The organism is Geodermatophilus sp. SYSU D00708, assembly GCF_054050115.1.
In genome coordinates this window covers 19,557-46,091 of sequence record NZ_JBJGYS010000034.1, presented here as the reverse complement: position 1 = coordinate 46,091, position 26,535 = coordinate 19,557, and the positions used below count along the sequence as shown (strand labels likewise).

Genomic DNA, 26,535 nt, shown 5'->3' with positions numbered 1-26,535 from the left:
GAGGGTGGGGCTGTTTTTATTTTTTTTTTTTTTATGGTGGCGGGGGGGGTGGTGGGGGTGGGTGGTTGGGGGGGGGGGGGGCGGCCGGCCGGCGCCCCCCCCCGCCCCCGTGCGTGCTCCCGTCCGATCCTCCCAGCCTCGACGGCTAGACGTGCGCGGGCTCCGCGGCGGGATCGGTGGGGTTCGTCCCGTACAACGCCTCGGGACCGTCGACGTAGTCCCGTCCGGACACCAGCTCGCCGGCCTCGCCGCCGAACGCGCCGTCGGCGGGCGCCGACGGGACCGGCCCCTCCTCCGCGGTGCGCGCCGACCGGCTGCGCTTGAACAGGGCCGTCCCACGGTTGAGGTTCGGCCCCACGGCGGTGGCCCGGATGCGTGGCACGCTGCGCCGGCCGTTCTCGCTCTCCCAGCTGTGCGTGCTCAGCGTGCCGTAGACGATGACGGGGTCGCCCTTGCTGACGCTGCCGGAGACGTTGCCGGACAGCTCGTTCCAGCACTCGACGTCGACCCAGAAGGTCGTGCCGTCGACGAACTCCTGGGTGCGGCTGTCGAACCGGCGCTGGGTGGACGCCATGCGGAAGTTGGTGACGGGTTTGCCGCCGTCGGGGCTGAAGCGACGGGGTGAGTCGACGACGTTGCCGACGACGGTGACGTGGGTCTCGTTCACGGTGCTCCTCGGGTCTGCGCGGCGCCGGGACGGCGCGGCCGGCGCGGTGCCGGTGTGCCGTCGACCCTCGGCTGCGGGCACCCCGGAGGACAGCGGACCGGGGCATCTGTGGACGGCCTGACCGCCTGTGGACGACGCTGCGGGCACCGCGACGACCGCGTGCTGCACTCCCCGGGTGACCGCCTCACCCCCTCCGCCCGCGCACCGCCCAAGCGCGCGCGGAGAGCCGCACCACCCCGTCGGCCCCGACGGGCAGCCGTCGTTCGACCTCCGCCCGCAGCGCGGCCCGGTCGGCATCGGCCAGCTTCGCCACGTACGCCGGCGCCGGGCCGGTGCCGCCCAGGAACGGCGTCCAGTAGTCGTCGAGGTCGCAGAACACCGTCGGGACGACGATCCCCTCGACCGCCACGTCGGCCAGGCCGGCCGCCACGAAGAGCGTGCGCAGGGGTTCGGGGGCGCAGCCGGGGAACCGGACCGCCTCGTCCAGCGCCCGGGCGGCCGGGTCGACCGCCGCGGCGGCGTCCCAGAACAGCCGGATCAGCTGCATGCCCTCGGCGTAGTCCCACACGTACGCGCCCACCACTCCCCCGGGCCGGGCCGCGCGGGCCATCTCGGCGAGCGCGGCGGCGGGCTCGGGCACGAAGTTGAGAACCAGACCCGAGACCACCGCGTCGACCGACCGGTCGGCCACCGGCAGCGCCCGCGCGTCGCCTTCCCGGAACGACGCCCGGGGGTCTCGGACGTGCGCGGTGGCGTGGCCGAGGAAGGCCGCGGAGGGGTCGACGCCGAGCACGCTCTCCGGCGCGCAGGCGGCGAGCACGGCCTCGGTCAGCGCGCCGGTGCCGCACCCCACGTCGAGCCACCGCAGCCGGCCCGGCACGGCGAGCCAGGTCAGGAACCGCCGCGCGACCGGCCTGCTCCACCGGCCCACGTAGGCCTCGTACTGGGTGGCGCCGGCCCACGAGCCCGGCGCGACGACCGGCTGGTCCACGGCGGCCTCCCGACGCAGGGCGGCGGTTGCGCAGCAGATCGTCGTCCCGACCGACGGTCGGCACCAGAGGCGGGTGGCCCCTGGCCCGTCGGCGGACCGGAGGGGCGCCGGGGGTGCGATGATCGCCCCCGAGCGCCCGTAGCTCAGCGGATAGAGCAGGTGCCTTCTAAGCACTTGGTCGCAGGTTCGATCCCTGCCGGGCGCGCACGCTGCACACCTGAGGTCAGGCGCCCTCCGTCATCCGGTGAAGGACGTTGGCGGTCATCCGCTGGATGCGCGAGTCTGCATAGTTGAGTCCGTCGCCGTTGTACAAGCCCCAGGACCACTGGATGGTGCCGGCGTTGAACACCCACGCTCCACTGGGCGCCTGGTACACGGACGACTGCTGGAGGGCCTGCAGGTGGTCGCTGTCGATGTACGGCGAGTTCGAGAGCCTGGTGTACGTGCCCGTCCTCGCCGCGGGTGCCGGATAGCTGCTGTCGTAGCCGTCGGTCTCGTAACCGACGATGGCGGCGACCGGCTCATTGTCCTTCAGGTCCGTACCGGCGTAGACCCAGTTGGAGGTATTGGTGGCGATGAACATGGCCGGCGATCCGGTATCCAGCTGCATGCCGGAGGTCATCGTGCCGAGCAGTTGCTGTTCCGGGCGGTTCAGCGGCGGGTCGCGCCAGCGCACCGTCACCGTCGAGCCCGCGATCGGATCCAAGCCGGCGTCCTTGTAGCACACCTGTACGCGACGCGGGCTCCCGGTGCTCGACGGCTCGAAGCGGATCTGCCACACGACGGCGTCGGCGCCGAAAAAGCCCAGACCCACGCCGTGATCGCGGGCATTCTCCGCCGCGTCGTACATCCGCGCTGACCAGTACTCGTCATGGCCCACCGACAGGAATCCGCGATGCTTCAGCAGTTGGCCGCCGTCGCGGTCGACGTCCACGTTCGTCGTGTAGGTGACGTCGAAGCCCTTCTGCTCCAGCCAGCGCACGTAGTAGCTCTCCCACTGGGTGAACTGCCCTGACCCATCACGCCGCCCGATGTCAGCGGAGTACGGCCGGTCGTAGGAGACCTTCACCGCCTGCTGCGTACCCAGCCCGGTCCGGCTAGCGGAACTGTTGTAGTCGTAGAGGCTCTTGCCGGTGGCCGGCAGGGAACTCCCTGGTGGGGCGTCGTACGGGTAGTTGTTGTAGGCCTGATAAGTCGTCACGCTCTGCTGGTAGAGGAGTGCGGACCGACGGTCGTCGTCGCGTACCACGAAGGTGATGTAGTTCTCGAAACCCTCGGCATTCGTGAGCTTGGCGAGATAGACGCCACTCGTCCACGTGGTCGGGACATCGAGGGTGTAGCTCGGGGACCAGGTGCAGGAGACCATGCCCGTCATCGGGTCCACGGGACAGCTCGGCTGAGTCACTCCCGCACGCGCGTCAGCATGCCGCATCAGGCGGCCGCCCTGACCGTGGTAGTAGCCGAACCGGTACACGTCGATGGAGTACTCCTGCACTGGGTTCACGGTCACGAAGAACGTGATCGACTCGCCCAGGTCGACGCTGACAGCGGACGCGTAACCCTTCACCTGCTGATGGACGTCATCACTGGGGCGGGTGATCCGCCACGACTGGGTCCCGGGCTGCTGGTTCTCCGCCACGATCGGATTCGGGCGAGCAGCGGGGGTTGAGCACGCGCCCCAGGCCAGCGGGGCCACCACGGTCAGGAGCAGCAGCACCAGCGCAAGTCGGCCCACCCTCATTGGGCGTGCCGACGTTGCCATGTGCGTGATCCCCCACCCACCGGAGCGCGTTCAGGGTTGGCAACGTACGGCGTCCGCCGCACGGCTGTCTGCAGTTCTGCTCGGGAGTGGCGGATCGTGACCGCGGTTCCGACTCGGCAGAGCCAGGCGTGGGAAGCCCGGACGGGGACCGCTGGGTCGAGCTGAGCTGCCGGCCTCACCCCTGAGGTGGTCACTCAGCACTTGGTCGCAGGTTCGATCCCTGCCGGGCGCGCCCAGCGCACCACCCGGCGGCGGCGGGACCGGAGCCGGCTAACAGGAACCCCCGCCGGTCGGTGAGACGCCGGCGGCCAACGCCTGAGCAGCCTCCGGTGCAGGTGCCTCCCCCGGCACCGCGTCCAGCACGACCGTCCCCTCGTACGTGGTCTGGACCTCGCCGTCCACCACGACGTCGCGCATCTCGAGGAGCCCTCGGGCGCCCTGGAAGGCGTCCCTCCCACCGGTGACCGGGTGGGTGCAGGCACCTTCGATCAACGTCCCCGTGGCCGGGTCGAACGTCGCCCACTGGACGTAGTCGAACCGCAGTTCACCGGTCGGCTCGTCCGCCCCACAGGTCGCGTCGAGGTCCACGTCGACGCAGCCCACGAACCGCTCGGTGCCGGTTCCGATCACCAGGGAGTCGGACTCGTACAGCGGGTCGAACGTGAGGATCCAGAAGTCCCCCAGCAGCCCTCCCTCGCTGCGGTAGAAGTTCTCGCCGACCAGGCTCTGGGTGCCCTCCACGTGCAGCGTGGTCGGCCCCTCCGGAGCAGCAGCCGCCGGAGCCGCGGTCGCCACGGACGAGCAGGCGATCACGAGGGCAGCCAGCGGGGTGCTCCGCAGTGCGGCGTTCATCGATCTGCGCTCCCCTTGATGACCACGGAGCGCCGTTCTGACCGTTCCAGGCCATCGACGACGAGACGGTCGCCGGACGTTGCCGCGGGGCGACCTCGATGTGCAGAACAGAGCGACAGATGAGGCGCACCGGAAGTCGGGCCGGAGGATGTCGATGACCTGCGTCCGGGATGTTAGGACGGTCCACCGGCCTCGACGGCCCGGACGGCGACCGCGGACGGCGGCGTCCCGGTCGATCCCCGTCGGGCACAGCGGGTCATCCCGGTGCGCACCAGGCGCCTGACGCGCGGTGACGCGGCGCACCTCTCCCGCCACCTCCGCCCCGTGCTGCACGCCCGCCTCGGCGGTCACGTCGGCGAGTTCCGGAACGGGTACGTTGCGCCGACCCGGGTGCACGCGCGGCTCCGCGCCTCCCGTCGAGCCGCCGGTGGAGGCAGCAGTGAGACAGCACGTACCCGTCCTCGGGCTGATCGCGGCCCTGTTCCTGGGCGGCCTCGTCGGCGCCGCGCCGACCCCGGCCGCGGCGGCGACGACGTCCGGCCAGGTGGTGACCGTCTCCGCGCCGTCGGCGACCAGCACGTACGCGACGGTGGAGGCGTGGTCCCGCCAGCCCGACGGCCGGTACAAGCGGGTCGCGCTCTTTCCGAGCGCCCGGATCGGCTCCGCGGGCATGGGCGCGGCCAGCGAGAGCGTGGCCCGCACCCCGGTCGGCCAGTTCCGGCTCAACCAGCCCTTCGGCATCAAGCCCGACCCGGGCGTCCCCGGCTACCACCGGGTCGACCGCAACGACGTGTGGACCGGCTCGACCGGCTCGGTGATCAACCAGCACCGGCGCTGCGCCCCGGGCACCTGCCCGGCCAGTTACGGCTCGATCGAGCGGCTGAGCAACTACCCGGGCGCCTACGACTACGCCGCCTTCATCGGCTACAACGCGCCGTCGCCCTACGGCACCGGCGCGGTCCGCGGGAAGGGCTCGGCGTTCTTCCTGCACGTGAAGAACTCGCGGGCCACCGCCGGGTGCGTGGCCGTGTCCTCGAGCCAGATGGTGTGGCTGCTGCGCTGGCTGCGGGCCGCACAGAACCCGACCATCTCGATCGGCGTCGGGTCGCGGGCCTACGCGCCCATCCCGAAGCGTTACGTCTGACCCGCCGAGGCGGTGACCCGGGACTCCCGGCGCCACCGCCCGGCGTCGGGTCAGCGGCTCCGCTCGGCCGGCGGCACCCAGCCGATCGCCGTGGCCACGTGGCGCACGATCGTCTCGAGCAGCCGGGCGTTGTAGTCGACGCCGAGCATGTTCGGCACCGTGAGCAGCAGCGTGTCGGCCTCGCGCACCGCGGCGTCCTTCGCCAGCTCCTCGGCCAGCTGGTCGGGCTCGCCGACGTAGCTCTTGCCGAAGCGGGCCCGCACGCCCTCGAGCAGGCCGACCTGGTCCTCGCCCGAGCGCTGGCCGAAGTACTGCCGGTCCAGGTCGGTCACGATCGGCATCACGCTGCGGCTGACCGACACCCGCGGCGTCCGCTCCCAGCCGGCGTCGGCCCAGGCCGCCCGGTAGCGCGCGATCTGGTCGGCCTGCAGCTCGTCGAAGGGCACGCCGGTGTCCTCGCTGAGCAGCGTGGAGCTCATCAGGTTCAACCCCTGCCGGGCGGTCCACTCGGCGGTGGCGCGGGTGCCCGACCCCCACCAGATCCGCTCGGGCAGCCCCGGCGACTGCGGCTGGATCGCCAGCCGGCCGGCCGCGCCGCCGGTCATCCGCGGGTCGGCGTCCACGACCGGCTGCCCGGCGATCGCCGCCAGGAACAGCGCGGTCTTGTCCCGGGCGAGCTCGGCGTCGGACGAGCCCTCGGGCGGCACGTAGCCGAACGCCTCCGAGCCGCGCAGCGCCGTCTCGGGTGACCCGCGGCTGACGCCCAGCTGCAGCCTGCCGTCGCTGAGCAGGTCGGTGGCCGCCGCCTCCTCGGCCATGTACAGCGGGTTCTCGTAGCGCATGTCGATGACGCCGGTGCCGATCTCGATCCGGCTGGTCCGCGCGGCGATCGCGGCCAGCAGCGGGAACGGCGAGGCCAGCTGCCGGGCGTAGTGGTGCACCCGCACGAAGGCGCCGTCCACCCCGAGCTCCTCGGCGGCCACGGCCAGCTCGACGCTCTGCACCAGCGCGTCCCGGCCGGTGCGCACCTGCGACCCGGGGATCGGCTGCCAGTGCCCGAAGGACAGGAACCCGATCCGCTTCTCCACTGCGTCCACGCCCCTCGGAGCACCGCGGGGAGTGGGTCTGTTCCCGGCCGGTGGGGGACCTCACAGGGACGGTCGCCCCGCCCGCGAGTCCCACCCACCCCTCCTGCCCCACCGCACACGGCTCATCACGCTGTGTGTCCGATCGACCACGACTCTCCGCTGACGGGTTCCGTCACTTCGCGGCTCCTGTCCCGCACCCTGTCCAGGTGACTCTGAGCGCCCCCGACGTACCGCGGCCCCGGGCGGGGACCCGCGGACCCGCCGCCGGCTCGAGGCTCCGCGCCATCGACACCCTGCTCGCCGACCGCGGCCAGCTCTTCCGCGCCCTGTTCCTCGAGGCGCCGATCCCCAAGGCGCTCGTCGACCTCGACGGACACCTCCTCGTGGTCAACGAGGCACTGTGCGAGCTCACCGGGCGCACGCCCGAGGACATGGTCGGCCGGCACGTCGACCTCCTGGCGCACCCCGACGAGGCGCCGGTCCCCGACCTCCCGCCGGACACCGAGACGGCGCTGGACCCGTGGCTGCGGCTGGACGGCGAGCGGCGGCTGCGCCGGGCCGACGGCGAGGAGCTGTGGGCGCAGCAGTCGCACCAGGTCATCCACACCAGCACGGGGGCGCCGCACTTCGTCGTCCTCTCGCTGGTCGACGTGACCGACCGCCGCCGCGCCGAGGAGGACCTGGTCCGGCGGGCGTTCACCGACCCGCTCACCGGGCTGCCCAACCGGCGGGCCCTGGGCGACCGGCTCAACCACGCGCTGGCCCTCTCCCGGCGGCGGGGGCTGCAGGTGGGGCTCGTGCACCTGGACCTCGACCGGTTCCAGGCGGTCAACGACGTCCTCGGCCACGAGGCCGGCGACCAGCTGCTCACCCAGGTGGCCGACCGGTTGCGCTGGAGCACGCGGATCGAGGACACCGCCGTCCGGCTGGGCGCCGACGAGTTCCTCATCCTCGCCGAGGACGTCGAGGACCTCGACGGCCTGCGCGCGCTCGCCGACCGGCTGCTGTCGGTGCTCGACGACCCGTTCCTCATCGGCGAGCGCGAGATCGTGCTGTCGGCCAGCGTCGGGCTCACCCTCGGCTCCGACGTCGCCCCCGACGACCTGCTGCGGCAGGCGCACAACGCCCTCACCCGCGCCAAGGCCGACGGCAGCCGGGCCCGCATCGAGGTGCACGACGGGGGGCTCAGCGACAGCGAGGTCGACGCGCTGCAGCTGGAGGCCGACCTGCGGCACGCCCTGGAGGCCGACGAGCTGCGGCTGTTCTACCAGCCGATCGTGTCGCTGACCGACGAGACGCTGCTCGGCTACGAGGCGCTGATCCGCTGGCAGCACCCCACCCGTGGGCTGCTGCCGCCGGGCGCGTTCCTCGACGCCGCCGAGAACAACCGGCTGACCTCCCGGCTCGGCGCCTGGGTGCTCCGGCAGGCGTGCATCGACGCCGCCGGCTGGCCCGTCGGGTTGCGGGTCCACGTCAACGTCTCCGCCCGGCACCTGGCCGAACCCGGCTTCGCCGACCTGGTCGCCGAGGCGCTGGCCGAGTCGGGGCTGCCCCCCGAGCGCCTGGAGCTGGAGATCACCGAGTCGACGGCGTTGTTCGCCGCCGAGGCCACCCTCCAGGCGGTGTCGGAGGTGACCGACGCCGGCGTCACCCTCGCCCTCGACGACTTCGGCACCGGCTACTCCGCCATCACCGCGCTGCACCGGCTGCCCATCCACACGGTGAAGATCGACCGCTCCTTCGTCGCCGACGTGGTCACCGAGCCCTCGACCGCGGCGCTGGTGCAGGGCCTGCTCCAGCTCGGCCTGGGCATGGGCCTGCAGGTCATCGCGGAGGGCATCGAGGACCTCGAGCAGGCGCAGTGGCTGCGCGAGCACGGCTGCGGGATGGCCCAGGGCTACGCCTTCGGCCGGCCCGCGCCGCTGCCCGGCTCCGGCCCGGCGTCCGAGGACGACGAGCTCGCCGGGACGCTCCCGCCCGGCACGGTCACCGTGGAGGACGTGCTGGCCGCCGAGCAGCCGGCCGAGCCCGCCGTCGAGCCGCCGGTGACGCAGCTGATGAGCGTCGAGGAGCTGACCGCCGAGGGGCTCGCCGCGCACGACCTCACCGGCCACGAGTCCGCCGGGGAGGACCCCGAGGGCCGGCCCGCCGACCCGGAGTAGCGGGCGGCGGTCAGGCGCGCGGCAGGGCCAGCGGGACCGGCCGCTTGGCGGCGCGGCCGTCCCCGGAGGACCGGCCGCGCAGCCGGCGGGCGATCCACGGGGCGACGAAGCCGCGCACCCAGGCGGCCTCCTCGGCCATCGCCGCCCGCAGCGCCCGCCGCGGCTGCGGCGGCAGCGGGGTGCGCCAGTCGTCGCCGACCGGCAGCCCGAGCGCGGTCGCGGCGGCCAGCGCCGTCCGGCGGTGGCCCTCGTCGGTGAGGTGGATGCGGTCGGTGTCCCACATCCGCCAGTCCTGCAGCCAGTCGGCGCCCCACTGGTCGAGGACGACGGCGCCGTGCCGGGCCGCGATCGACCACAGCGAGGCGTTGAAGACGGCGACCCGCCCGCGGGTGCGGCGGATGATCGGCGTCTGCCGCGGGTCGACACCGGTCGCCAGGAGCACGTCGGCGCCGGCGGCCCGGAACCGCGCGACGGCGTCCTCGAGGGTGGCGGCCAGCCGGTCGGGGTCGGCGCCGGGGCGCAGCAGGTCGTTGCCCCCGGCGACCAGGCTCACCAGGTCCGGCCGCGCGGCCAGCGCCACCGGCACCTGCTCCTCGACGACCTGGTCCAGCAGCCGGCCGCGGACGGCGAGGTTGGCGTACTCCAGGTCGCCGTCGGCCGTGGCCGCCAGGTGCTCGGCCAGCCGGTCGGCCCAGCCGCGGTACTCCCCCGGCCGCTGCGGGTCGGGGTCGGCCAGCCCCTCGCTGAAGGAGTCGCCGAGGGCGACGTAGCGGCGCCAGGTGGTCCGGGAGGGCTCGAGCTGCACGGTCCCCACTCCAGCACGGGTTCGGCGCGGGAGCCGGTCCCGGGTGTGGTGACCGACCCCACAGCCCATCCGACCTGCGACGACGCGACCATGGAGGGCATGCGGACCGACGTCGCGGCGACGATGACCATCTCCTCCCCGGCGCCGGCTCCGGCCCTGCTGCAGGTGGCCGTCGCGGCCCCGCGCGAGGAGCAGCTGACCGTGCTCTGCGACGGCCGGCCGCTGCCGGTCGAGGAGTTCGCCGTGGGCGAGGCCCGCGTGCACCGGGTGGAGCTCGCCGAGGGCACGACGACGGTGGCCTACACCGCCACGGTCGACGGCGACGGACCGCCCCGGCCGGTCACCCCCGCGGCGTGGGCCGAGGCGCTGCGGCCCAGCCGCTACTGCCCCTCGGACCAGCTGGAGGGTTTCGCGGCGGGCGAGTTCGACCGCACGATGCCGCGTGCGGAGCTCGTCGAGACCGTCGCCGGCTGGGTCCACGACCGGCTCACCTACACCGCCGGCGCCAGCCGCCCGGTCGACACCGCCGTCGACACCCTGCTCGCCGGGCGGGGGGTGTGCCGCGACTACGCGCACCTGACCGTCACCCTGCTGCGCGCGCTGGAGGTGCCGGCCCGGCTGGTCGCCGTCTACGCCCCCGGGCTGGACCCGATGGACTTCCACGCCGTCGTCGAGGCCGACGTCGACGGCACCTGGCACGTCGTCGACGCCACCCGGCTGGCGCCGCTGCGCTCGCTGGTGCGCATCTGCTCGGGCCGGGACGCCGCCGACACCGCGTTCCTGACGACCCTGGGCGGGGTGGCCCGGTTCGAGTCGATGACGGTCACCGCGACCGTCGAGGGCGAGCTCCCGCAGACCAGCACGGCACCGCACCCGCTCCCCTGAAGAAGGACCACCTTCCCCCCACCGCTCGCGGGCTCGCGGCGGGCCCCTGCAGGATGGCCGCGTGCGGACGACGAGCAGCCGGGAGGTCTACCGCAACCCGTGGATGCGGGTGCGGGAGGACACGTTCGAGCTCGCCGACGGCTCGCCGGGCCTCTACGGGGTGGTGGAGAAGTCGCACTTCGCGCTCGTGCTGCCCTACGCCGACGGCGGGTTCTGGCTGGTCGAGCAGTTCCGCTACCCGGTGGGACGGCGGGCCTGGGAGTTCCCGCAGGGCACCTGGAGCCCCGGCAGCACGGGCGACGCCGAGGAGCTCGCCCGCGCCGAGCTGGCCGAGGAGACCGGCCTGCGCGCGGGGTCGCTGCGCCACCTGGGTCACCTCGACCTCGCCCCGGGGCTGTCCACCCAGGAGTTCGACGTCTGGCTGGCCACCGACCTCACCGCCGGGCCGACCGCGCGGGAGGCCACCGAGGCCGACATGCGGCAGGCGTTCGTGCCCGAGCCCGAGCTGCGCGAGATGGTGCGGTCGGGCCGGTTCACCGACGGGCCGAGCCTGGCCGCCTACGGCCTGCTGCTGCTCGACCGCGGCTGAGTCCGCCCGTGCAGGGTCCCGCCGGGGCCCCGTCCCGGGCTGGCCCCGTCCAGAGGCTCGCCGCGAGCCTGCGAGCGGTGAGGAGGACGGGGTCCTTCCCCGGTGAGGAGGACGGGGTCCTTCGTCAGCCGCGGTAGGTCTCCAGCAGCCGCAGCCAGACCTCGCTGGTCGTCGGGAAGGCCGGGACGGCGTGCCACAGACGGGCGACCGGCACCTCCCCGACCACCGCGACGGTCGCCGCGTGCAGCAGGTCGGCCACACCGGCGCCGACGAACGTGACGCCGAGCAGCACCTCCCGCCCCGGGTCGACCAGCGCGATCGCCGTCCCCCGGTAGCCGTCGGCGGACAGCCGCGCTCCCGCGACGTCGCCGAGGTCGTAGCGCACCACCCGGTGGGGCACGCCGTCCCGCTCGGCCTGCGCCCGGGTGAGCCCCACGGACGCCACCTGCGGATCGGTGAACACCACCGACGGGGTGGCCACCCGGTCGGCGGTCGCGGTGACCGGCGACCAGTCGGCCAGCGACACCTGCTCCCCGCGGGCGCGGGCGACGATCGCCGCGCCGGCCTGCCGGGCCTGGTACTTCCCCATGTGCGTCAGCTGCCGGCGGCCGTTGACGTCGCCGACGCCGTAGAGCCACGGCCGGCCGCGCACCTGCAGGGAGTCGTCGACGTCGAGGTACTCCCCCGGCGTCAGCCCGACGGTGTCCAGGCCGACGTCCCCGGTGCGCGCCCGCCGGCCCACCGCGACGAGCACCTCGTCGCCGCGGACCTCGCCGTCGGTGCAGCGCAGCACCACCTCGCCCGCCTCCCGGCGCGCCGCGATCACGTCCGTGCCCAGCCGGACGTCGACGCCCCGGTCGCGCAGCGCGGCGGCGACCGCCTCCCCGGCCTCGGGCTCCATGTCGTCGAGCAGCCGGTCGGCGCGCTGCAGCAGGGTGACCTGCGCGCCGAGCGCCTGCCAGGCGGTGGCCATCTCGCAGCCGACGTACCCGCCTCCGACCACGAGCAGGCGGCCGGGGACCTCCTTGGCGCTGGTCGCCTCCCGCGGCGTCCAGGGCCCGACCTCGGCCAGCCCGTCCACCGGGGGGACGGCGGCCTCCGACCCGGTGCAGACGGCGACGGCGGACCGGGCGGTCAGCCGGGTCCTGGTCCCGTCGGGCCCGGTGACGACGACGGTGCGCTCGCCCTCGAGCCGGCCGGCGCCGCGAACCAGGTCGATGCCGCCGTCGGCCACCCAGCGGGCCTGGCCGGCGTCGTCCCAGTGCCCGGCGAAGGAGTCCCGGCGGGCCAGGGTCGCGGCGACGTCCTGCTCCCCGGTGACCGCCTGCCGGGCACCGTCCACGGCGCGCGCGGCCGCGAGCACCTCGCTGCCGCGCAGCAGCGCCTTGCTGGGCATGCACGCCCAGTACGAGCACTCGCCGCCGACCAGGTCGGCCTCGACGAGCGCGGCGCTCAGCCCGCCGCGGACGACGACGTCGGCGACGTTCTCCCCCGTCGACCCGCCCCCGAGGACGACGACGTCGTAGCTGCGCTCCTCCACCGCCGTCACCCGGTCGCTCCCGCGGGGCGCTCCGCCCCTCGCTCGTTCCTCGCTGCCGGCTCCCGCCCCTGTCCGCTCACCTGCCCGATCCTGTCGGTGTGGTCGACTGGCCGCCATGCCGGTCGACCCCGCCACCTACGCCGAGGCCCTCCGCCTGTACGCCGCCGGGGTGTGCCTGCTGACCGTGCGGGACGACATGGACGACGTCGGGACGACGGTCTCCTCGGTGATGAGCGTGTCGGCCGCCCCGCCGCTGGTGGCCGTGGGTCTGGCCGCCGACGGCTACCCCGCGGAGGTGCTCGAGGCGGTCGGCCGGTGCGCGCTCACCGTGCTCGCCGCCCCGCAGGCGATCCTCGCCAGCCGGTTCTCCTCGGCCGGGCGGCCCGGCGCGCGGCACCTGCTCGAGTCGGTGCCGTGGCGCCGGGCGGCCGGCAGCGGCGCGATCGTCCTGGACGCGGCGGTCGCGGCGCTGGACTGCCGGCTGCACCGGGTGGTCGAGGCCGGCGACCACGTGCTCGCCCTCCTCGAGGTGGAGGACGTGCCGGTGATGGACGCCGCCGCCGTCCCGCTGGTGCGGCTGCGCGGCCGGTACGTGGAAGGCACCGGCGGGCCGGCCGGCCGGGCGTGATCCCCGGGCCCGTGCACGGTCCCGCGGAGGTCGCGTCCCGGGCAGGCCCCCTGCAGGGGCCCACCGCGAGCCTGCGAGTGGTGGGGGGCAGGGGGTCCTTCCACTAGCGTCGGCCGGGATGACCGAGCAGCTCACGCCCACCGACTCCGCCCTCCGCCGCGCGCTGGCCCGCGCCGACCGCGGCGTGACGCTGGACGCCACCGAGGCCGAGGTCCTGCTGTCCGCGCGCGGGCTGGGCCCCGGCGAGCCCCTGGACCGGCTGCTCACCGCGGCCTCCCGGGTCCGCGACGCGGGGCTGGCCTCGGCCGGCCGGCCGGGGGTGGTGACCTACAGCCGCAAGGTGTTCATCCCCCTGACCCACCTGTGCCGCGACCGCTGCCACTACTGCACGTTCGTCACCACGCCGGGCGCGCTGCGCCGGGAGGGCAGGGCGCCGTTCCTCTCCCCCGACGAGGTCCTCGACGTCGCCCGCGCCGGCGCCGCGCTGGGCTGCAAGGAGGCGCTGTTCACCCTCGGCGACCGGCCCGAGGACCGCTGGCCGGTCGCGCGCGAGTGGCTGGAGGCGCACGGCTTCGACTCGACCCTGGCCTACCTGCGGGCGATGGCGATCCGCGTGCTGGAGGAGACAGGGCTGCTCCCGCACCTCAACCCCGGCGTGCTGTCGTGGGAGGAGATCCAGCGCCTCAAGCCGGTCTCGGCGTCGATGGGGATGATGCTCGAGACCACCGCCACGCGGCTGTGGGCGGAGCCGGGCGGCCCGCACTTCGGCTCGCCGGACAAGCAGCCGGCGGTGCGGCTGCGGGTGCTGGAGGACGCCGGGCGGTCGGCGGTGCCCTTCACCACCGGCGTGCTCCTGGGCATCGGGGAGACCCCGGCCGAGCGGGTGGAGGCGATCGGCGCGATCCGGGCCGCGCACTCCCGGCACGGGCACGTGCAGGAGGTCATCGTCCAGAACTTCCGGGCCAAGCCGCGGACGGCGATGGCCGGCGCCGACGACCTGGAGCTGCAGGAGTACGTCGCCGCCGTCGCGGTCACCCGGCTGCTGCTCGGCCCCAAGGCGCGGGTGCAGGCCCCGCCGAACCTCTCCGACTCCACCGAGCTGGGTCTGCTGCTGCGCGCCGGCGTCGACGACTGGGGCGGGGTCTCGCCGCTGACCCCTGACCACGTCAACCCCGAGCGGCCCTGGCCCAACATCGACAAGCTGGCCGCGCTGTCGGCCGAGGCGGGGTTCACCCTGCGGGAGCGGCTGGCCGCCCAGCCGCGGTACGTGCTGGAACCCGAGCCGTGGCTGGACCCGCGGGTGCGCCCGCACGTCGCCGCGCTGGCCGGGCCCGACGGGCTCGCGGTGGCCGGCCGGATCCCGGCGGGGCTGCCGTGGCAGGAGCCCGACGAGGCGTGGACGTCGTCCGGCCGGACCGAGCTGCACGTCGAGGTCGACACCGTCGGGCGCACCGCCGACCGCCGGTCGGACTTCGACGCCGTCTACGGCGACTGGTCCGAGCTGCGCGAGCGGACGACGTCAGCTCGGGACGGGCACTCGACGGCGCTGGCGGTCGGCGACCGGGAGGTGCTCGCGGCGCTGCTGCACGCGGAGTCCGACCCGGCCGGACTCTCCGACGACGAGTACCTGACCCTGCTCGGCGCCGACGGCAGCGACCTGGAGCACCTGTGCGCGCTGGCCGACGCCGTCCGCGCCGACACCGTCGGCGACGACGTCACCTATGTGGTGAACCGGAACATCAACTTCACCAACGTCTGCTACACCGGCTGCCGGTTCTGCGCCTTCGCCCAGCGGCGCACCGACGCCGACGCCTACACCCTGTCGATGGCGCAGGTCGGCGACCGGGTCGACGAGGCGTGGGCGGCCGGGGCGACCGAGATCTGCATGCAGGGCGGCATCCACCCCGACCTGCCCGGCACGGCCTACCTCGACCTGGCCCGCGAGGTGAAGCGCCGGCAGCCCGGCATCCACCTGCACGCGTTCTCCCCCATGGAGATCGTCAACGGCGCCGCCCGCACCGGGCTCTCGTTCGAGGAGTTCCTGGTGGCCGCGAAGGAGGCCGGGCTGGACAGCGTCCCCGGCACCGCGGCGGAGATCCTCGACGACGACGTCCGCTGGGTGCTGACCAAGGGCAAGCTGCCCGCCGCGACGTGGATCGAGATCATCACCACCGCCCACCGGGTGGGCATCCCGACGACCTCCACGATGATGTACGGCCACGTCGACACCCCCGCCCACTGGGTGGCGCACCTGCGCACGCTGGCGGCGGTGCAGGACGAGACCGGCGGGTTCACCGAGTTCGTGCTGCTGCCGTTCGTGCACCACAGTTCGCCGATCTACCTGGCCGGCGTCGCCCGCCCCGGGCCCACGGTGCGGGAGAACCGGGCGGTGCACGCCGTCGCCCGGCTGCTGCTGCACGGCCGGATCGCCAACGTCCAGACCTCCTGGGTCAAGCTCGGCGAGGCCGGCACGAGGGCGGTGCTGCAGGGCGGCGCGAACGACCTCGGCGGCACCCTGATGGAGGAGACGATCAGCCGGATGGCCGGCAGCGAGAACGGCTCGCTGAAGACCATCGCCGAACTCGAGGCGATCGCCGCCGCCATCGGCCGCCCCGCCCGCCAGCGCACCACCGAGTACGGCACGCCGTCGGCCGAGCGGATGGCCACCGCGCGCTCGGACGAGGGCCGCCGCGCGCTGACCCTCTCGATCACCCCGATCTGAGAAAGGACCCCGTCCTCACCACTCGCACGCTCGCGGCGAGCCTTTGGACGGGGCCGGGACGGGACCGCCGAGGTCAGCGGAGGGCGGTCACCGGGCCGCGCGCGGCGGGGAGGGCCGGCCGCGCGGGTGGCTGCTGCGCGCCCGCGGGAGCCGGCCGGCCGAACAGGTAGCCCTGCGCGTGCGAGCAGTCCAGCGAGCGCAGGACGGCGTGCTGCTGGGCGGTCTCCACGCCCTCGGCGACGACGTCCAGGTGCAGGCTGCGGGCCAGCTCGATGATCGACGCGACCAGCGTCGTCGTCGTGCCGCCGGTGCCGAGCTCCTGCACGAAGCTGCGGTCGATCTTCACGATGTCTGCGGGTAGCCGGCGCAGGTAGGACAGGCTGGAGTAGCCGGTGCCGAAGTCGTCGATGGCGATGCGGACACCGAGCGCGCGCAGCGCCCGCAGCTGGCGCACGACCTCGTCGACGTCGCGGACGAGCACCCCCTCGGTGACCTCCAGCGTCAGCTGGCGGGCCGGCAGGCCGCTGCCGTCGAGGGCCTCCCGGACCGCGGCCACCACGTCGTCGTCGGCCAGCTGCCGCGGTGAGAGGTTGACCGCGACGCCCAGCGGCCGGCCGGCGAGCGCCGACCAGGCGGCCGCCTGGCGGGTGGCCACGGCCAGGACCCAGCGGCCGATCTCGACGATCTGCCCGCCCTCCTCGGCGAGCGGCACGAACTCCCCCGGCGGCACCAGCCCGCGGCTCGGGTGGCGCCAGCGCAGCAGCGCCTCGAAGCCGGTGACCGCGTCCGAGGCCAGGTCGATGGTCGGCTGGTAGTGCACCTCGAGCTGGCCGGCCGTGGTGGCGCCGGCGAGGTCCTCGAGCAGCTCGGCCTTGTCCCGCGCCGCCTGGGCCATGCCGTCGGCGTAGTGCACCAGCCGGTTCTTGCCCAGGGCCTTGGCCATGTACATGGCCAGGTCGGCGTTGCGCAGCAGGGTCACGGCGCTCCGCTCCCCGGCGGTGGCAGTGCCGGCCGCCCCGATGCTCACGTGCACCGCCAGCGGCCGGCCGTCGACGGCGACCGGGTCGGCCAGCGCCCGCAGCACCCGCTCGCCCACGGCGTGCACGACCTCGGGGCCGCCGTCCACCACGACGGCGAACTCGTCGCCCCCGAGCCGGCCGACCCGGTCGCCGGCGCGCACGCACCCGGCCAGCCGCCGGCCGAGGGCGACCAGCAGCCGGTCGCCGGCGGCGTGCCCACGGGCGTCGTTGACGTCGCGGAAGTCGTCGACGTCGAGCAGGAGCACGCCGACCGGGCCGCCGTCGCGGGCGAGCAGGCGCTCGGCGTGCTCGACCAGCCACGTGCGGTTGGCGAGGCCGGTGAGCGGGTCACGCAGCCCCTGCTGCTCGTTGAGCCGCCACGCCGCGAGGTGGGCCAGGCTGGCGGCCAGCACGAAGCCCCCGTGCACCGCCGCCCAGCTCCACGGGTGCGCGTAGGCCCCGGCGTGGTCGAAGACGTCGTGCGGGAACAGCGTGCCGGCGACACCGTGGTGCACCAGGACCACCAGCAGGGCCAGGCCGAAGGGCAGCCAGCTCTGGTACAGCGCCACCAGCCCGATGACGACGAAGAAGTGGAAGTGCGCCTCGGTCAGGCCGCTCAGCAGGTGGACCAGGGCGACCGACGCGACGAGCAGACTCGTGGTGGTCGCCGACGACCGCAGCCCGCGGCCGGCACCCGGCAGCAGCAGGAAGCTGAGCGGGTACGCCACGGCTCCCACCACGAAGGCCGCCGTGATCGGCGCGGCGGTGAGCAGCGCCAGCACGGCCAGCGCGGGGACCTGTGCCGCCGCGACCCACACGAGCACCTGGTGCCGCCGCTGCCAGACCGCGTCGGGCAGCCGCCGTCCCTCGGGCAGCAGGGCCGCCAAGCGGCCGGGGAGTCTCACGTGCACGTCTCTTCCATCGCCCGGACACCGCCCGCGCTGCAGGGATGGAGTCGGGGCCTCACCCCGACGAGGGAGGGCGGTCAGGCGGCGGCGCGCTGCTCCGGCCGGTCCGCGGGCAGGCGCAGGGGCAGGACGGGCGCCCGACGGCGGCGCCAGGGCAGCGTCCACCAGGAGCCCAGCAGCTCGTCGAACTCGGGCTCCAGCCGCGTCCAGCCGGCGCCGGGGTACGGCGTGAGCTCGCCGAACCACAGCTCGCCGGCGTGCTCGTAGAAGTCCACGCGGAGCATGTCGTAGCCGGCGGCCAGGGCCGACGCGGCGGTGAGCATCTCCGCGAGCCGGTCCGGCGGCGGGGTGTCCGGGCCGCGCCGGTAGCCGGCGGTCCACGGCAGCGGCGCCCAGTCCGGCGTCCGGAACCGGATCCGGTGCTCGGGCCCGCGGCTGGTGTGCTCCTCCACCACCCGCGGCACGCCGTCGAAGACCAGGACCTTGAGGTCGACGGGCACCTGGCCGGGGACGCCGACGTACTCCTCGGCCAGCAGCCCCGGCCGCGCCCGGCGGTAGGCCCACTCCTCGCTGAGCTCCCAGTACCGCTCCTCGACCCAGCCCTCCGTGCGCCGGGCCAGCTCGGCGGGGTCGGCCGCCCCCGAGCCGACGTGCACCCGGCGGCAGGAGTGGTTGGGCTTGACCACCCAGTGCGCCGGCAGCGCCACCTCGGCGAGCTCGGCGAGGTCGGTGCCGGCCCACAGCGTCCGCGGGATGCGCAGGCCGGCGGGTGCGCGTCGCCGGGCGTGCTCCTTCATCGCCAGCTTGTCGCAGGTGTGCGCGAGCAGGGCGCGGCGGTCGAAGCAGATGCGCCAGTTCAGCTTCTCGTTGAAGGTGCGCGGCCGCAGCAGGGGCGGGAACCGTCCGGTGACCTCGCGGTACTGCCGGATCCGGCGGAGCGGTGACGGGGCCGGTCGGGTCGGCAGCGCGGGCACCGCCCGACCTCACCAGCCCGCGCGCGCCCCGGCAACGCGAACCCGCCGTCCCCAGCGGAGTGCGCCCGCGCAGGTTTCCTGCGCCCCGGCACTCCGGTACTCCCCCGGCATGAGCCCGACGGTCGTGGTCGACCTGGACAAGGTGCTGCTCGGCGGGGACGCCTCGACCCTGTTCCTCTCCGGCCGGCTGCGGCAGTCGCCGCTGCACGCGCTGCCGCTGCTGCTGCTCGCCCCCGTGCTGCTGGTCGGCTCCGCCCTGCCCTGGACCCGCCCGCTGGCCGCCCGGCTCCTGACCTGCGTGGCCGTCGGCCGGCAGCCGGACGGTGGCGTGGCGGCGATCGCCGGCGCCTACCGCCGCGTCCTCGCCCGCAAGCCCGAGGCCGCCGTCGCCGAGGCCGTCGCCTGCGTGCGCCGGCACCAGCGGCAGGGCCACCGCGTCGTCGTCGCAACCGGTTGCGAGGAGACGATGGCCCGCGGCTTCCTCGCCGCCCTCGGGCTGGCGGACGTCGACGTCGTCGGCTCGACCGGGTCCTTCCGGCCGCTGCGGGTGCGCCGGGCCATGGGCGAGGCGAAGGTGACCATGCTCGCCGAGCGCGGCCACCCGCCGCCGTGGGTGGCCGTCTACAGCGACAGCGCCTCGGACCTGCCGCTGTTCGCCGGCACCGCCCGCCCGGTGCTGGTCAACGCCGGCGGCCGGGCGGAGCGGGAGGTCCGACGGGTGCTCGGGCGGCCGCCGGAGACGGTCACCTGGCGCTGACTCCGGCACTGATCGGCGCAGGAACGGGTAGGGCGCTGCCGTGCGAGCCATCACCTACACGCAGAACGGCGATGCCGACGTGCTCCGGCTCGTCGAGCGGCCCACTCCCGAGCCCGGTCCCGGCGAGGTGCGCGTGCACGTCGCCTTCTCCGGGGTCAACCCCACCGACTGGAAGTCCCGCAGCGGTGCCACCGCGGGTGCCGCGATCGGCCCGGACGGTCAGATCCCCCACCAGGACGGCTCGGGCACCGTCGACGCCGTCGGGGAGGGCGTCGACCCGGTGCTGGTCGGCGAGCGGGTGTGGATCTGGGAGGCGGCCTGGCAGCGGCCGTTCGGGACCGCCGCCGAGTACACCGTCGTCCCGGCCCGGCAGGTCGTGCTGCTGGGCGCCGGCCCGTCCTTCGAGCTGGGCGCCGCGCTGGGCATCCCGTTCCTCACCGCGCACCGCTGCCTGACCGTCGCCGAGTCGCTCCCCGATCGGCTGGGCCCCGGCTCGCTGACCGGCTCCACCGTGCTCGTGCAGGGCGGCGCCGGCGCGGTGGGCAACGCCGCCATCCAGCTCGCCCGCTGGGCCGACGCCACCGTGATCGCCACGGTGAGCAGCCCGCGCAAGGCGCAGCTGGCTGCGGCCGCGGGTGCCAGCCACGTCATCGACTACCGGCAGCAGGACGTCGTCGCCGAGGTCCGCAAGATCACGGCCAAGGGCGTGGACGCCGTCGTCGAGGTGGCGCCGGCGCAGAACGCCGGCGTCGACGCGCAGGTGGTCGGGCTGCACGGATCGGTCGCGGTCTACGCCAACAACGGCGGCGACGAGGTGACCCTGCCGGTCCGCACACAGATGGGCCCGAACGCGCGCTGGCAGTTCGTGCTCGTCTACACCGAGCCGGAGCGGGCCAAGGCGATCGCCGTCGAGGACGTGAACGCCGCGGTCCTCGACGGCGCCGTCCGGGTGGGTGAGGACGCCGGCCTGCCGCTGCACGTGCACCCGCTGGCCGAGACCGCCCAGGCGCAGCGCGCGGTCGAGGACGGCGCCGTCGGCAAGGTGCTCGTCGACGTCACCGCCTGAGCGGAGTGCCACGGGCGCGCTTTCCGCGCCGTGGCACACCGCTACTCCCCCGGCGTCATCGACGGCAGGCGCTCGCTGCGCGGGGCCAGCCGCCAGGCGATGAAGTCCGGCAGGCCGGCCCGCCAGCGCTCGCCGTCGTCGGTTCGGCGGCCGTCCCCGTGCAGCCCGGGCAGCCCTCGGGCGGCCTGGATGCCGTACGCCGCCTGGACGAGCTTGCCTGCCACGCCGCGGCGGCGGTGCTGCGGCGCGACGTAGACCTGGTGCACCAGGCCGGTGCCGGTCCACCAGCGCAACGCCGCGACCTGGTCCCGCCCGGCGACCCCGGCCGCCCGGGCCTGCTCACCGCTGAGCAGGGTGCCCTCGGCGTGCCGCGCGTCGGAGAAGGCCACCAGCGTGGTCGCGCCCTCGCCGGGCTCGGGGAGCTCGACGTACCAGAGCAGGGGCGCTCCGGGCAGGGCGACCTCGACGGAGTGCACCCGGGTGCCGTCCACGTCGGCCCGGACGGCGACCTGCCACCCGGCGGGGCGGCGCGCGTCGGGCAGGTCCACCACGGCGTGTGCCGGGAACTCCGCCGAGAGGACGCCGACCAGCGTGTGTTGCGCAGGCGAGCCCGGCTGCCGCGGTCCGGGCAGCCGGGCCCACCACCCGGAGAGCACCGGGTCAGTCCTGCCGGCGGGCGCGGCGGCGCACCAGGCCGAGGCCGACGACGACCGCGGCGACGAACAGGACGCCGAACCCGATGAGGCCGGCCTCGAAGGCCGTGCTCTCACTGGCCGGCTCGAGCTGCTCGGAGCCGCCCGCGTCCTCAGCGACCGGATGTGGCGAGGTAGGCGTGGTGGACCGCTGGGGCGTCGTGGCCGACGGCGTCGCGGCCGGGGGCTCCGTGGCGACGGCGGCCGGGGACGGGAGCGGGGCGGGCACACCGCGCGAGGTGCCGGCGGTGCTGCTCCCGCTGGTGCGGCCGGTGGTGCCGCCGGTGGAGCCGCCGCCTGCGGCCTGCTCGTCGTCCGTCGAGGCGGGGGCCGGGTCCCCAGCCGGCTCGGGCCGCGGAGTCGGCTCGGTCGGCCGGCTCGGGGTCGGCGACGTCTCCGGGCTGTCGTCCGCGTCGCCGGTCGACCCGACGGGGCGGAGGCGGTGGGTCTGCTCGAAGGTCTGGTCGAGCTCGCCGTACCCCTCGTCGACGACCGGGGCGGAGAGCGCGGTGGTGAAGGTGTCGCCCGGGGCGTAGCCGGTGGGGGTGTGCACCGCCGTCATCCGCCACGCGCCGGGCAGGAAGCAGCCGGTGTGGACCACGACCCCGTGCTCCTCCGTGGTGGGGACGGCGTCCTCGTCCGGTGCGGCCGCAGCCGCTGCCGCGACGGCGGCCCCCGCGTCCTGGGCGACGTCGGCGGCGGCGACCTGGCCGGACTCGGCATCCGCGACGGCGCCGGCGGCGGCGACCTCGCCGGAGTCGGTGCCCGCGTCGCCGGAATCGGTGGCCGCGTCGCCGGAGTCGGTGCCCGCCACGTCGGGCGTGCCGGTGTCGGCGGTCGCGGTGCCGGTGTCCTCACCCGCCGAGTCCGCGCTCGGGGAGCCGGGCTCGGTGGCCTCGGAGTCGGCGGCCCCGGAGTCGGTGGCCTCGGAGTCGGCGGCCTCGGAGTCGGCGGCCTCGGTGTCGGCGGGCGCCGCGCCGTCCACGGCCGCCCCGCCGTCCACGGCCGCCTCGCCGTCCGCCGGTGCGGTACCCGACGCCTCGGTTCCGGCGCCGGGGAGGGGCTCGCCGGCAGGGCTGCCCAGGCGCACCGGGAAGGGGTGCTCCGGCTCCGGCGTCGGCTCCTCCTCGGGCTCCTCCGCGGCCTGGCAGTCGTCGGCCGTCCCGGCGTCCGGGGCGTGCCGGTAGTCCGGCCCCGTCAGCTCGTAGCCCACCCCGGACACCGGCCGGCCGGTGACCCGGTCGACGACGGTGGTCTCGATGCGGGTGTGGAACCGGGACGTGTTCACGACCGCGAGGTCGTGCGGCACCGCCGACGCCATGCTGCAGAGGAGGCCTGCGAACGACTCCTCCTCGGGGTCGCAGACGGAGACCGTCCAGGACCGGCCCGCGGCCGGAGCCAGCCCGGGCACCGGCGTGGTCTGGCGCAGGGCGTACGAGCCGGCCGGGACGCGGACCACGGACGGGTCCTCGCTGCGCCCGGTGCCGAACTCGACGCGGCACGCGCCCGCGACGTCGGTGGTGCAGCGGAACGACGACGTCTTGTCCGCGGTGCTGGTCAGTGTGAACTGCCCGCCGGACAGGTCCAGGTCACGCGGCGCGATGCCGTCCACGGCGATCCCGACGGGCACGGAGGCCTTGCCGATGCCGAAGTCCCCGTCGAGCGGGTCCGCCACGGCGGCGGCCGCCGGGGTCTCGTTCAGCGGTGCGGCCGCCGGGCGCTGCTCCTCGGGCTGGGTGCGGGGGTCGGCGCCCCCGGTCGCGGCGTCGTCCACCTCGGCCAGGGCGGCGGGAGCGGTGGCCGCACCGGCGACGAGCAGGCCGAGCCCCAGGGCGGAGCCCCGCGCGACCGCGGCACGGGACGGACGGGGGGCGCGGGCGGGACGACGGGACGCCGACATCGCAGGACTCCTGGCGGTCTCCTGACGACCGTCGTCAGGAGCCGCCGAGAGCCTCCCCACGGACCCGTCCGGTCACAGCACCGGGCCTGCCGACACGCCGTCCCCACCAGCGCCTTCGTCCCGCGCACCCCGCCCGTAACAGGGTCGCTCCCGTGCCGGTACCGGACCGTCCGGGTCCTGCCGGAGCGGAGTGCCACGGGCGCGTCATCCGCGCCCTCCCACTCCGCTCAGCCGACGCCGAGATCGCGGGCGATGAGCATCCGCTGCACCTCGCTGGTCCCCTCGCCGATCTCGAGGATCTTCGCGTCGCGGTAGAAGCGGCCGACCGGGAACTCGTTCATGAACCCGTAGCCGCCGTGCACCTGGGTCGCGTAGCGGGCGTTGTCCATCGCGATCTCCGAGCTGTAGAGCTTGGCGATGGCGGCCTCGCGCTTGAACGGCTCGCCGCGCAGCATCTTCTCCGCCGCCCGGTAGTAGGCCAGCCGCGCGGTGGAGGCCCGCACCTCCATGTCGGCGATCATGAACTGGATCGCCTGGTTGCGGCCGATCGGCTGGCCGAACGCCTCCCGCTGCCCGGCGTACTTCACCGACTCGTCGACGCACCCCTGGGCCAGGCCGACCGCCAGCGCGGAGATGGCGATCCGGCCCTCGTCGAGGATCGAGAGGAACTGCGCGTAGCCGCGGCCCCGCTCGCCGACGAGGTTCTCCTCGGGCACGCGGCAGTCGCTGAAGGACAGCTCCCGGGTGTCCGAGGCGTTCCAGCCCACCTTCGAGTACCGCTGGCCCACGGTGAAGCCCGGGGTGTCGGTGGGGACGGCGATCGCGGAGATCTCCTTGCCGCCGTCCGGGCGGGTGCCGGTGACCGCGGTGACGGTGACCAGGTCGGTCATGCCGGTGCCGGAGTTGGTGATGAACGCCTTCGAGCCGTTGACCACCCAGTGCCCGTCCTCGAGCCGCGCGGTGGTGCGGGTGGCGCCGGCGTCCGAGCCGCCGCCGGGCTCGGTCAGGCCGAACGCGCCCAGCGCCTCCCCGGCGCACAGCCGCGGCAGCCACCGCTGCTTCTGCTCCTCGGTGCCGAACCGGTAGATCGGCATGGCGCCGAGCGAGACGCCGGCCTCGAGGGTGATCGCCACCGACGAGTCGACCCGCGCCAGCTCCTCCAGCGCCACGCACAGGTCGAAGTAGGTGCCGCCCGACCCGCCGTACTCCTCGGGGAAGGGCAGCCCGAACAGCCCCAGCTCGCCCATCTGGCGGACGATCGCCGTCGGGAACTCGTCCCGCTCGTAGAACTTCCCGATCTGCGGTGCGACGACCTCCTGGGCGAACTCGCGCACCAGCGTGCGCAGGGCGTCGGTCTCCTCGTCGAGCCGGTAGTCCAGCACGTCGGTCACTCCCCCTCGTCGGCGGCTCGTGGGGTCACCACGGCCACCCGCTCGTCGAGCCGGACCTGTCGGCCGGCCGTCACCGGGAGCTCGGCGACCGTCCCCGCGACGGGGGCGGTCAGCACGTGCTCCATCTTCATCGCCTCGACGACCAGCAGCGGGGTCCCCGCCTCGACCTGGTCGCCGACCGCCGCCTGCACCACCGTCACCGTCCCGGGCATGGGCGCGGTGACGACGCCGTCCCCGCCGGCGCCCTCGGCCGCGGAGTGCAGCCGCTCGTGCTCGCGGAAGGCCGCCACCCGGCCGTTCGCGGCCAGCCAGACGTCGCCGCCGGCGTGGACGACGGCGTACCGCGAGGTGACGCCGTCCAGGGTCACGGCGAGCTCGCCCCCGTCCCGCCGGGCGGTCGCAGGCACCGGGTCTGCGTCCCCCACCTGCACCTCGGCGGCCGCCGCCCGCCCGCGGACCCGCACGGTCACCGGCTCGCCGCCGGCGGCCTGCAGGCGGCGCACCGTCCAGGCGGGCTCGCCCAGCCGCCAGCCGTCGGGGACGTCCCAGCGGTCCACCACCGGCCCGGCCGGCTCGGCCTCCACCAGCAGCGCCAGCGCCGCGGCGGCGTACGCGGCCGGGGGCACCGGGTCGGCCGCGGTGAGCGCCTCGCCGCGCCGCTCGATCAGGCCGGTGTCGAGCCGGCCGGCGACGACGTCGGGGTCGGCCAGCAGCGCGCGGAGGAACGCGGTGTTGGTCGGCACGCCGAGGACGGCGGTGTGCCCGAGCGCGCCGACCAGCCGGGCCCGCGCGGTCGCCCGGTCGGGGCCGGAGGCGATCACCTTGGCCAGCATCGGGTCGTAGTCGGTGCCGACCACCGACCCCACCGCCAGCGAGCTGTCCAGCCGGATGCCCGTGCCGCTGGGCTCCCGCAGGCCGAGCACGGTGCCGGCCTGCGGGAGGAAGCCGCGGGCGGGGTCCTCGGCGTAGAGGCGCGCCTCGATGGCGTGCCCGTCGAGCCGGACGTCGTCCTGGCCGAACGGCAGCCGCTCCCCCGCGGCCACCCGCACCTGCAGCTCGACCAGGTCCAGGCCGGTCACGCACTCGGTGACCGGGTGCTCCACCTGCAGCCGGGTGTTCATCTCGAGGAAGAAGAACTCCGCCGGCTTCTCTGCGTCGACGATGAACTCCACCGTGCCCGCGCCGGTGTAGCCGACCGCGCGCGCCGCCTCGACCGCGGCGGCGCCCATCGCCGACCGCTGCGCCGGGGACAGCAGCGGCGAGGGCGCCTCCTCGATCACCTTCTGGTGCCGGCGCTGCAGGCTGCACTCGCGCTCGCCGAGGTGGACGACGGTGCCGTGGGCGTCGCCGAGCACCTGCACCTCGATGTGCCGGGCCGCGCCGATGTATCGCTCCACCAGCAGGGTGTCGTCGCCGAACGAGCCGCGGGCCTCGCGCCGGGCGGCGGCGATCGCGCCGGGCAGCTCCGCCTCCGACCGCACCACCCGCATGCCCTTGCCGCCCCCGCCGGCGCTCGGCTTGAGCAGCACCGGGAAGCCTGCCTCGACCGCCGCGGCGGCCACCGTGTCGTCGTCCATGCCCGGCTCGGTGCGCCCCGGGACGACGGGCACGCCGGCGGCTGCGACGGTCTGCTTGGCACGGATCTTGTCGCCCATCGCCTCGATCGCGGCGACCGGCGGGCCGATGAAGACGATCCCGGCCTTCTCGCAGGCCCGGGCGAACTCCACGTTCTCCGACAGGAAGCCGTAGCCGGGGTGCACCGCCTGCGCCCGGGTGCGGACGGCGGCGTCGAGCACCCGCTCGATGGACAGGTAGCTCTCGACGGCGGGCGCGGGCCCGATCGGGACGGCGACGTCGGCGACCTGGGTGTGCAGCGCACCGGCGTCCGCCGCGCTGTAGACGGCGACCGAGCGGATACCCATCGAGCGCAGCGTGCGGATCACCCGGACCGCGATCTCGCCGCGGTTGGCGACCAGGACGGTGTCGAACACGG

The 26,535-nt window shown here is 75.2% G+C and carries 21 protein-coding genes and 1 tRNA gene; 9 read left to right on the top strand and 13 right to left on the bottom strand.

Features of this window, described 5'->3' with window-relative positions; translation table 11 throughout:
• Positions 1-145: 145 nt before the first annotated feature.
• Together ACI79D_RS21685 and ACI79D_RS21680 are read right to left on the bottom strand one after the other, a co-directional pair.
• Positions 146-667, bottom strand: a complete 522-nt coding sequence (locus ACI79D_RS21685; protein WP_456920574.1) for a single-stranded DNA-binding protein — start codon at positions 665-667, stop codon at positions 146-148.
• Positions 668-851: 184 nt separating this feature from the next.
• Positions 852-1,658, bottom strand: a complete 807-nt coding sequence (locus ACI79D_RS21680) for a class I SAM-dependent methyltransferase (protein WP_456920573.1) — start codon at positions 1,656-1,658, stop codon at positions 852-854.
• Positions 1,659-1,790: 132 nt separating this feature from the next.
• Here ACI79D_RS21680 and ACI79D_RS21675 point away from each other — a divergent pair.
• Positions 1,791-1,863: transfer RNA gene (locus tag ACI79D_RS21675), tRNA-Arg, on the top strand.
• Positions 1,864-1,881: 18 nt separating this feature from the next.
• Here the strand turns inward: ACI79D_RS21675 and ACI79D_RS21670 are convergent.
• Positions 1,882-3,375, bottom strand: a complete 1,494-nt coding sequence (locus ACI79D_RS21670) for a N,N-dimethylformamidase beta subunit family domain-containing protein (protein WP_456920572.1) — start codon at positions 3,373-3,375, stop codon at positions 1,882-1,884.
• 315 nt (positions 3,376-3,690) lie between these two features.
• Positions 3,691-4,272, bottom strand: a complete 582-nt coding sequence (locus ACI79D_RS21665; RefSeq protein ID WP_456920571.1) for a hypothetical protein — start codon at positions 4,270-4,272, stop codon at positions 3,691-3,693.
• A 439-nt stretch (positions 4,273-4,711) separates the two neighbouring features.
• Between ACI79D_RS21665 and ACI79D_RS21660 the strand changes: the two genes are divergently transcribed.
• Positions 4,712-5,416 carry a L,D-transpeptidase family protein gene (locus ACI79D_RS21660; RefSeq protein ID WP_456920570.1) on the top strand — a complete coding sequence of 235 codons (705 nt, stop codon included), beginning with the start codon at positions 4,712-4,714 and terminating at the stop codon, positions 5,414-5,416.
• A gap of 50 nt (positions 5,417-5,466) precedes the next feature.
• On the opposite strand, the gene ACI79D_RS21655 is transcribed toward ACI79D_RS21660, so the two are convergent.
• Positions 5,467-6,513 carry an LLM class flavin-dependent oxidoreductase gene (locus tag ACI79D_RS21655; RefSeq protein ID WP_456920569.1) on the bottom strand — a complete coding sequence of 349 codons (1,047 nt, stop codon included), beginning with the start codon at positions 6,511-6,513 and terminating at the stop codon, positions 5,467-5,469.
• A 197-nt stretch (positions 6,514-6,710) separates the two neighbouring features.
• On the opposite strand from ACI79D_RS21655, the gene ACI79D_RS21650 reads away from it, so the two are divergent.
• Positions 6,711-8,666, top strand: coding sequence for a putative bifunctional diguanylate cyclase/phosphodiesterase (locus tag ACI79D_RS21650; RefSeq protein WP_456920568.1), 1,956 nt, complete (start codon positions 6,711-6,713; stop codon positions 8,664-8,666).
• A gap of 10 nt (positions 8,667-8,676) precedes the next feature.
• Here the strand turns inward: ACI79D_RS21650 and ACI79D_RS21645 are convergent, their stop codons facing one another.
• Positions 8,677-9,471, bottom strand: coding sequence for an SGNH/GDSL hydrolase family protein (locus ACI79D_RS21645; protein WP_456920567.1), 795 nt, complete (start codon positions 9,469-9,471; stop codon positions 8,677-8,679).
• Between the two features lie 99 nt (positions 9,472-9,570).
• Between ACI79D_RS21645 and ACI79D_RS21640 the strand changes: the two genes are divergently transcribed.
• Both ACI79D_RS21640 and ACI79D_RS21635 read left to right on the top strand, forming a co-directional pair.
• The gene (locus ACI79D_RS21640) at positions 9,571-10,356 is read left to right on the top strand and encodes a transglutaminase-like domain-containing protein (protein WP_456920566.1); all 786 of its coding nucleotides are present in this window, start codon (positions 9,571-9,573) and stop codon (positions 10,354-10,356) included.
• 61 nt (positions 10,357-10,417) lie between these two features.
• On the top strand, positions 10,418-10,945 hold the full coding sequence (locus ACI79D_RS21635; RefSeq protein ID WP_456920565.1) for an NUDIX domain-containing protein: 528 nt from the start codon (positions 10,418-10,420) through the stop codon (positions 10,943-10,945).
• Between the two features lie 124 nt (positions 10,946-11,069).
• Here ACI79D_RS21635 and ACI79D_RS21630 read toward each other — a convergent pair whose 3' ends face one another.
• The gene (locus ACI79D_RS21630; RefSeq protein WP_456920564.1) at positions 11,070-12,494 is read right to left on the bottom strand and encodes a dihydrolipoyl dehydrogenase family protein; all 1,425 of its coding nucleotides are present in this window, start codon (positions 12,492-12,494) and stop codon (positions 11,070-11,072) included.
• Positions 12,495-12,600: 106 nt separating this feature from the next.
• Between ACI79D_RS21630 and ACI79D_RS21625 the strand changes: the two genes are divergently transcribed.
• On the top strand, positions 12,601-13,113 hold the full coding sequence (locus ACI79D_RS21625) for a flavin reductase family protein (protein WP_456920563.1): 513 nt from the start codon (positions 12,601-12,603) through the stop codon (positions 13,111-13,113).
• Between the two features lie 118 nt (positions 13,114-13,231).
• A complete protein-coding gene (locus ACI79D_RS21620) occupies positions 13,232-15,835 on the top strand; it encodes a bifunctional FO biosynthesis protein CofGH (protein ID WP_456920562.1) in 2,604 nt (867 codons plus the stop codon).
• Between the two features lie 73 nt (positions 15,836-15,908).
• Here ACI79D_RS21620 and ACI79D_RS21615 read toward each other — a convergent pair whose 3' ends face one another.
• Positions 15,909-17,759, bottom strand: a complete 1,851-nt coding sequence (locus ACI79D_RS21615) for a putative bifunctional diguanylate cyclase/phosphodiesterase (RefSeq protein WP_456920561.1) — start codon at positions 17,757-17,759, stop codon at positions 15,909-15,911.
• Positions 17,760-17,839: 80 nt separating this feature from the next.
• Positions 17,840-18,736 (bottom strand): ATP-grasp fold amidoligase family protein, encoded by an 897-nt coding sequence (locus tag ACI79D_RS21610; protein WP_456920560.1) that lies wholly within the window; start codon positions 18,734-18,736, stop codon positions 17,840-17,842.
• 109 nt (positions 18,737-18,845) lie between these two features.
• Between ACI79D_RS21610 and ACI79D_RS21605 the strand changes: the two genes are divergently transcribed.
• Together ACI79D_RS21605 and ACI79D_RS21600 are read left to right on the top strand one after the other, a co-directional pair.
• A complete protein-coding gene (locus tag ACI79D_RS21605) occupies positions 18,846-19,493 on the top strand; it encodes a haloacid dehalogenase-like hydrolase (RefSeq protein ID WP_456920559.1) in 648 nt (215 codons plus the stop codon).
• Between the two features lie 40 nt (positions 19,494-19,533).
• The gene (locus ACI79D_RS21600; protein WP_456920558.1) at positions 19,534-20,559 is read left to right on the top strand and encodes an NADPH:quinone reductase; all 1,026 of its coding nucleotides are present in this window, start codon (positions 19,534-19,536) and stop codon (positions 20,557-20,559) included.
• A 41-nt stretch (positions 20,560-20,600) separates the two neighbouring features.
• Here ACI79D_RS21600 and ACI79D_RS21595 read toward each other — a convergent pair whose 3' ends face one another.
• The 4 genes from ACI79D_RS21595 to ACI79D_RS21580 all read right to left on the bottom strand — a co-directional run bounded on the left by ACI79D_RS21595 (position 20,601) and on the right by ACI79D_RS21580 (position 26,533).
• Positions 20,601-21,215, bottom strand: a complete 615-nt coding sequence (locus ACI79D_RS21595; protein ID WP_456920557.1) for a GNAT family N-acetyltransferase — start codon at positions 21,213-21,215, stop codon at positions 20,601-20,603.
• A gap of 4 nt (positions 21,216-21,219) precedes the next feature.
• Positions 21,220-23,151, bottom strand: coding sequence for a hypothetical protein (locus tag ACI79D_RS21590; protein WP_456920556.1), 1,932 nt, complete (start codon positions 23,149-23,151; stop codon positions 21,220-21,222).
• Positions 23,152-23,378: 227 nt separating this feature from the next.
• Entirely contained in the window at positions 23,379-24,542 is a 1,164-nt protein-coding gene (locus tag ACI79D_RS21585; RefSeq protein WP_456920555.1) for an acyl-CoA dehydrogenase family protein, read from the bottom strand.
• On the bottom strand, positions 24,539-26,533 hold the full coding sequence (locus tag ACI79D_RS21580; protein WP_456920554.1) for an ATP-binding protein: 1,995 nt from the start codon (positions 26,531-26,533) through the stop codon (positions 24,539-24,541). Before ACI79D_RS21580 ends, ACI79D_RS21585 begins: the two co-directional genes overlap by 4 nt.
• Between the last annotated feature and the right edge of the window lie 2 nt (positions 26,534-26,535).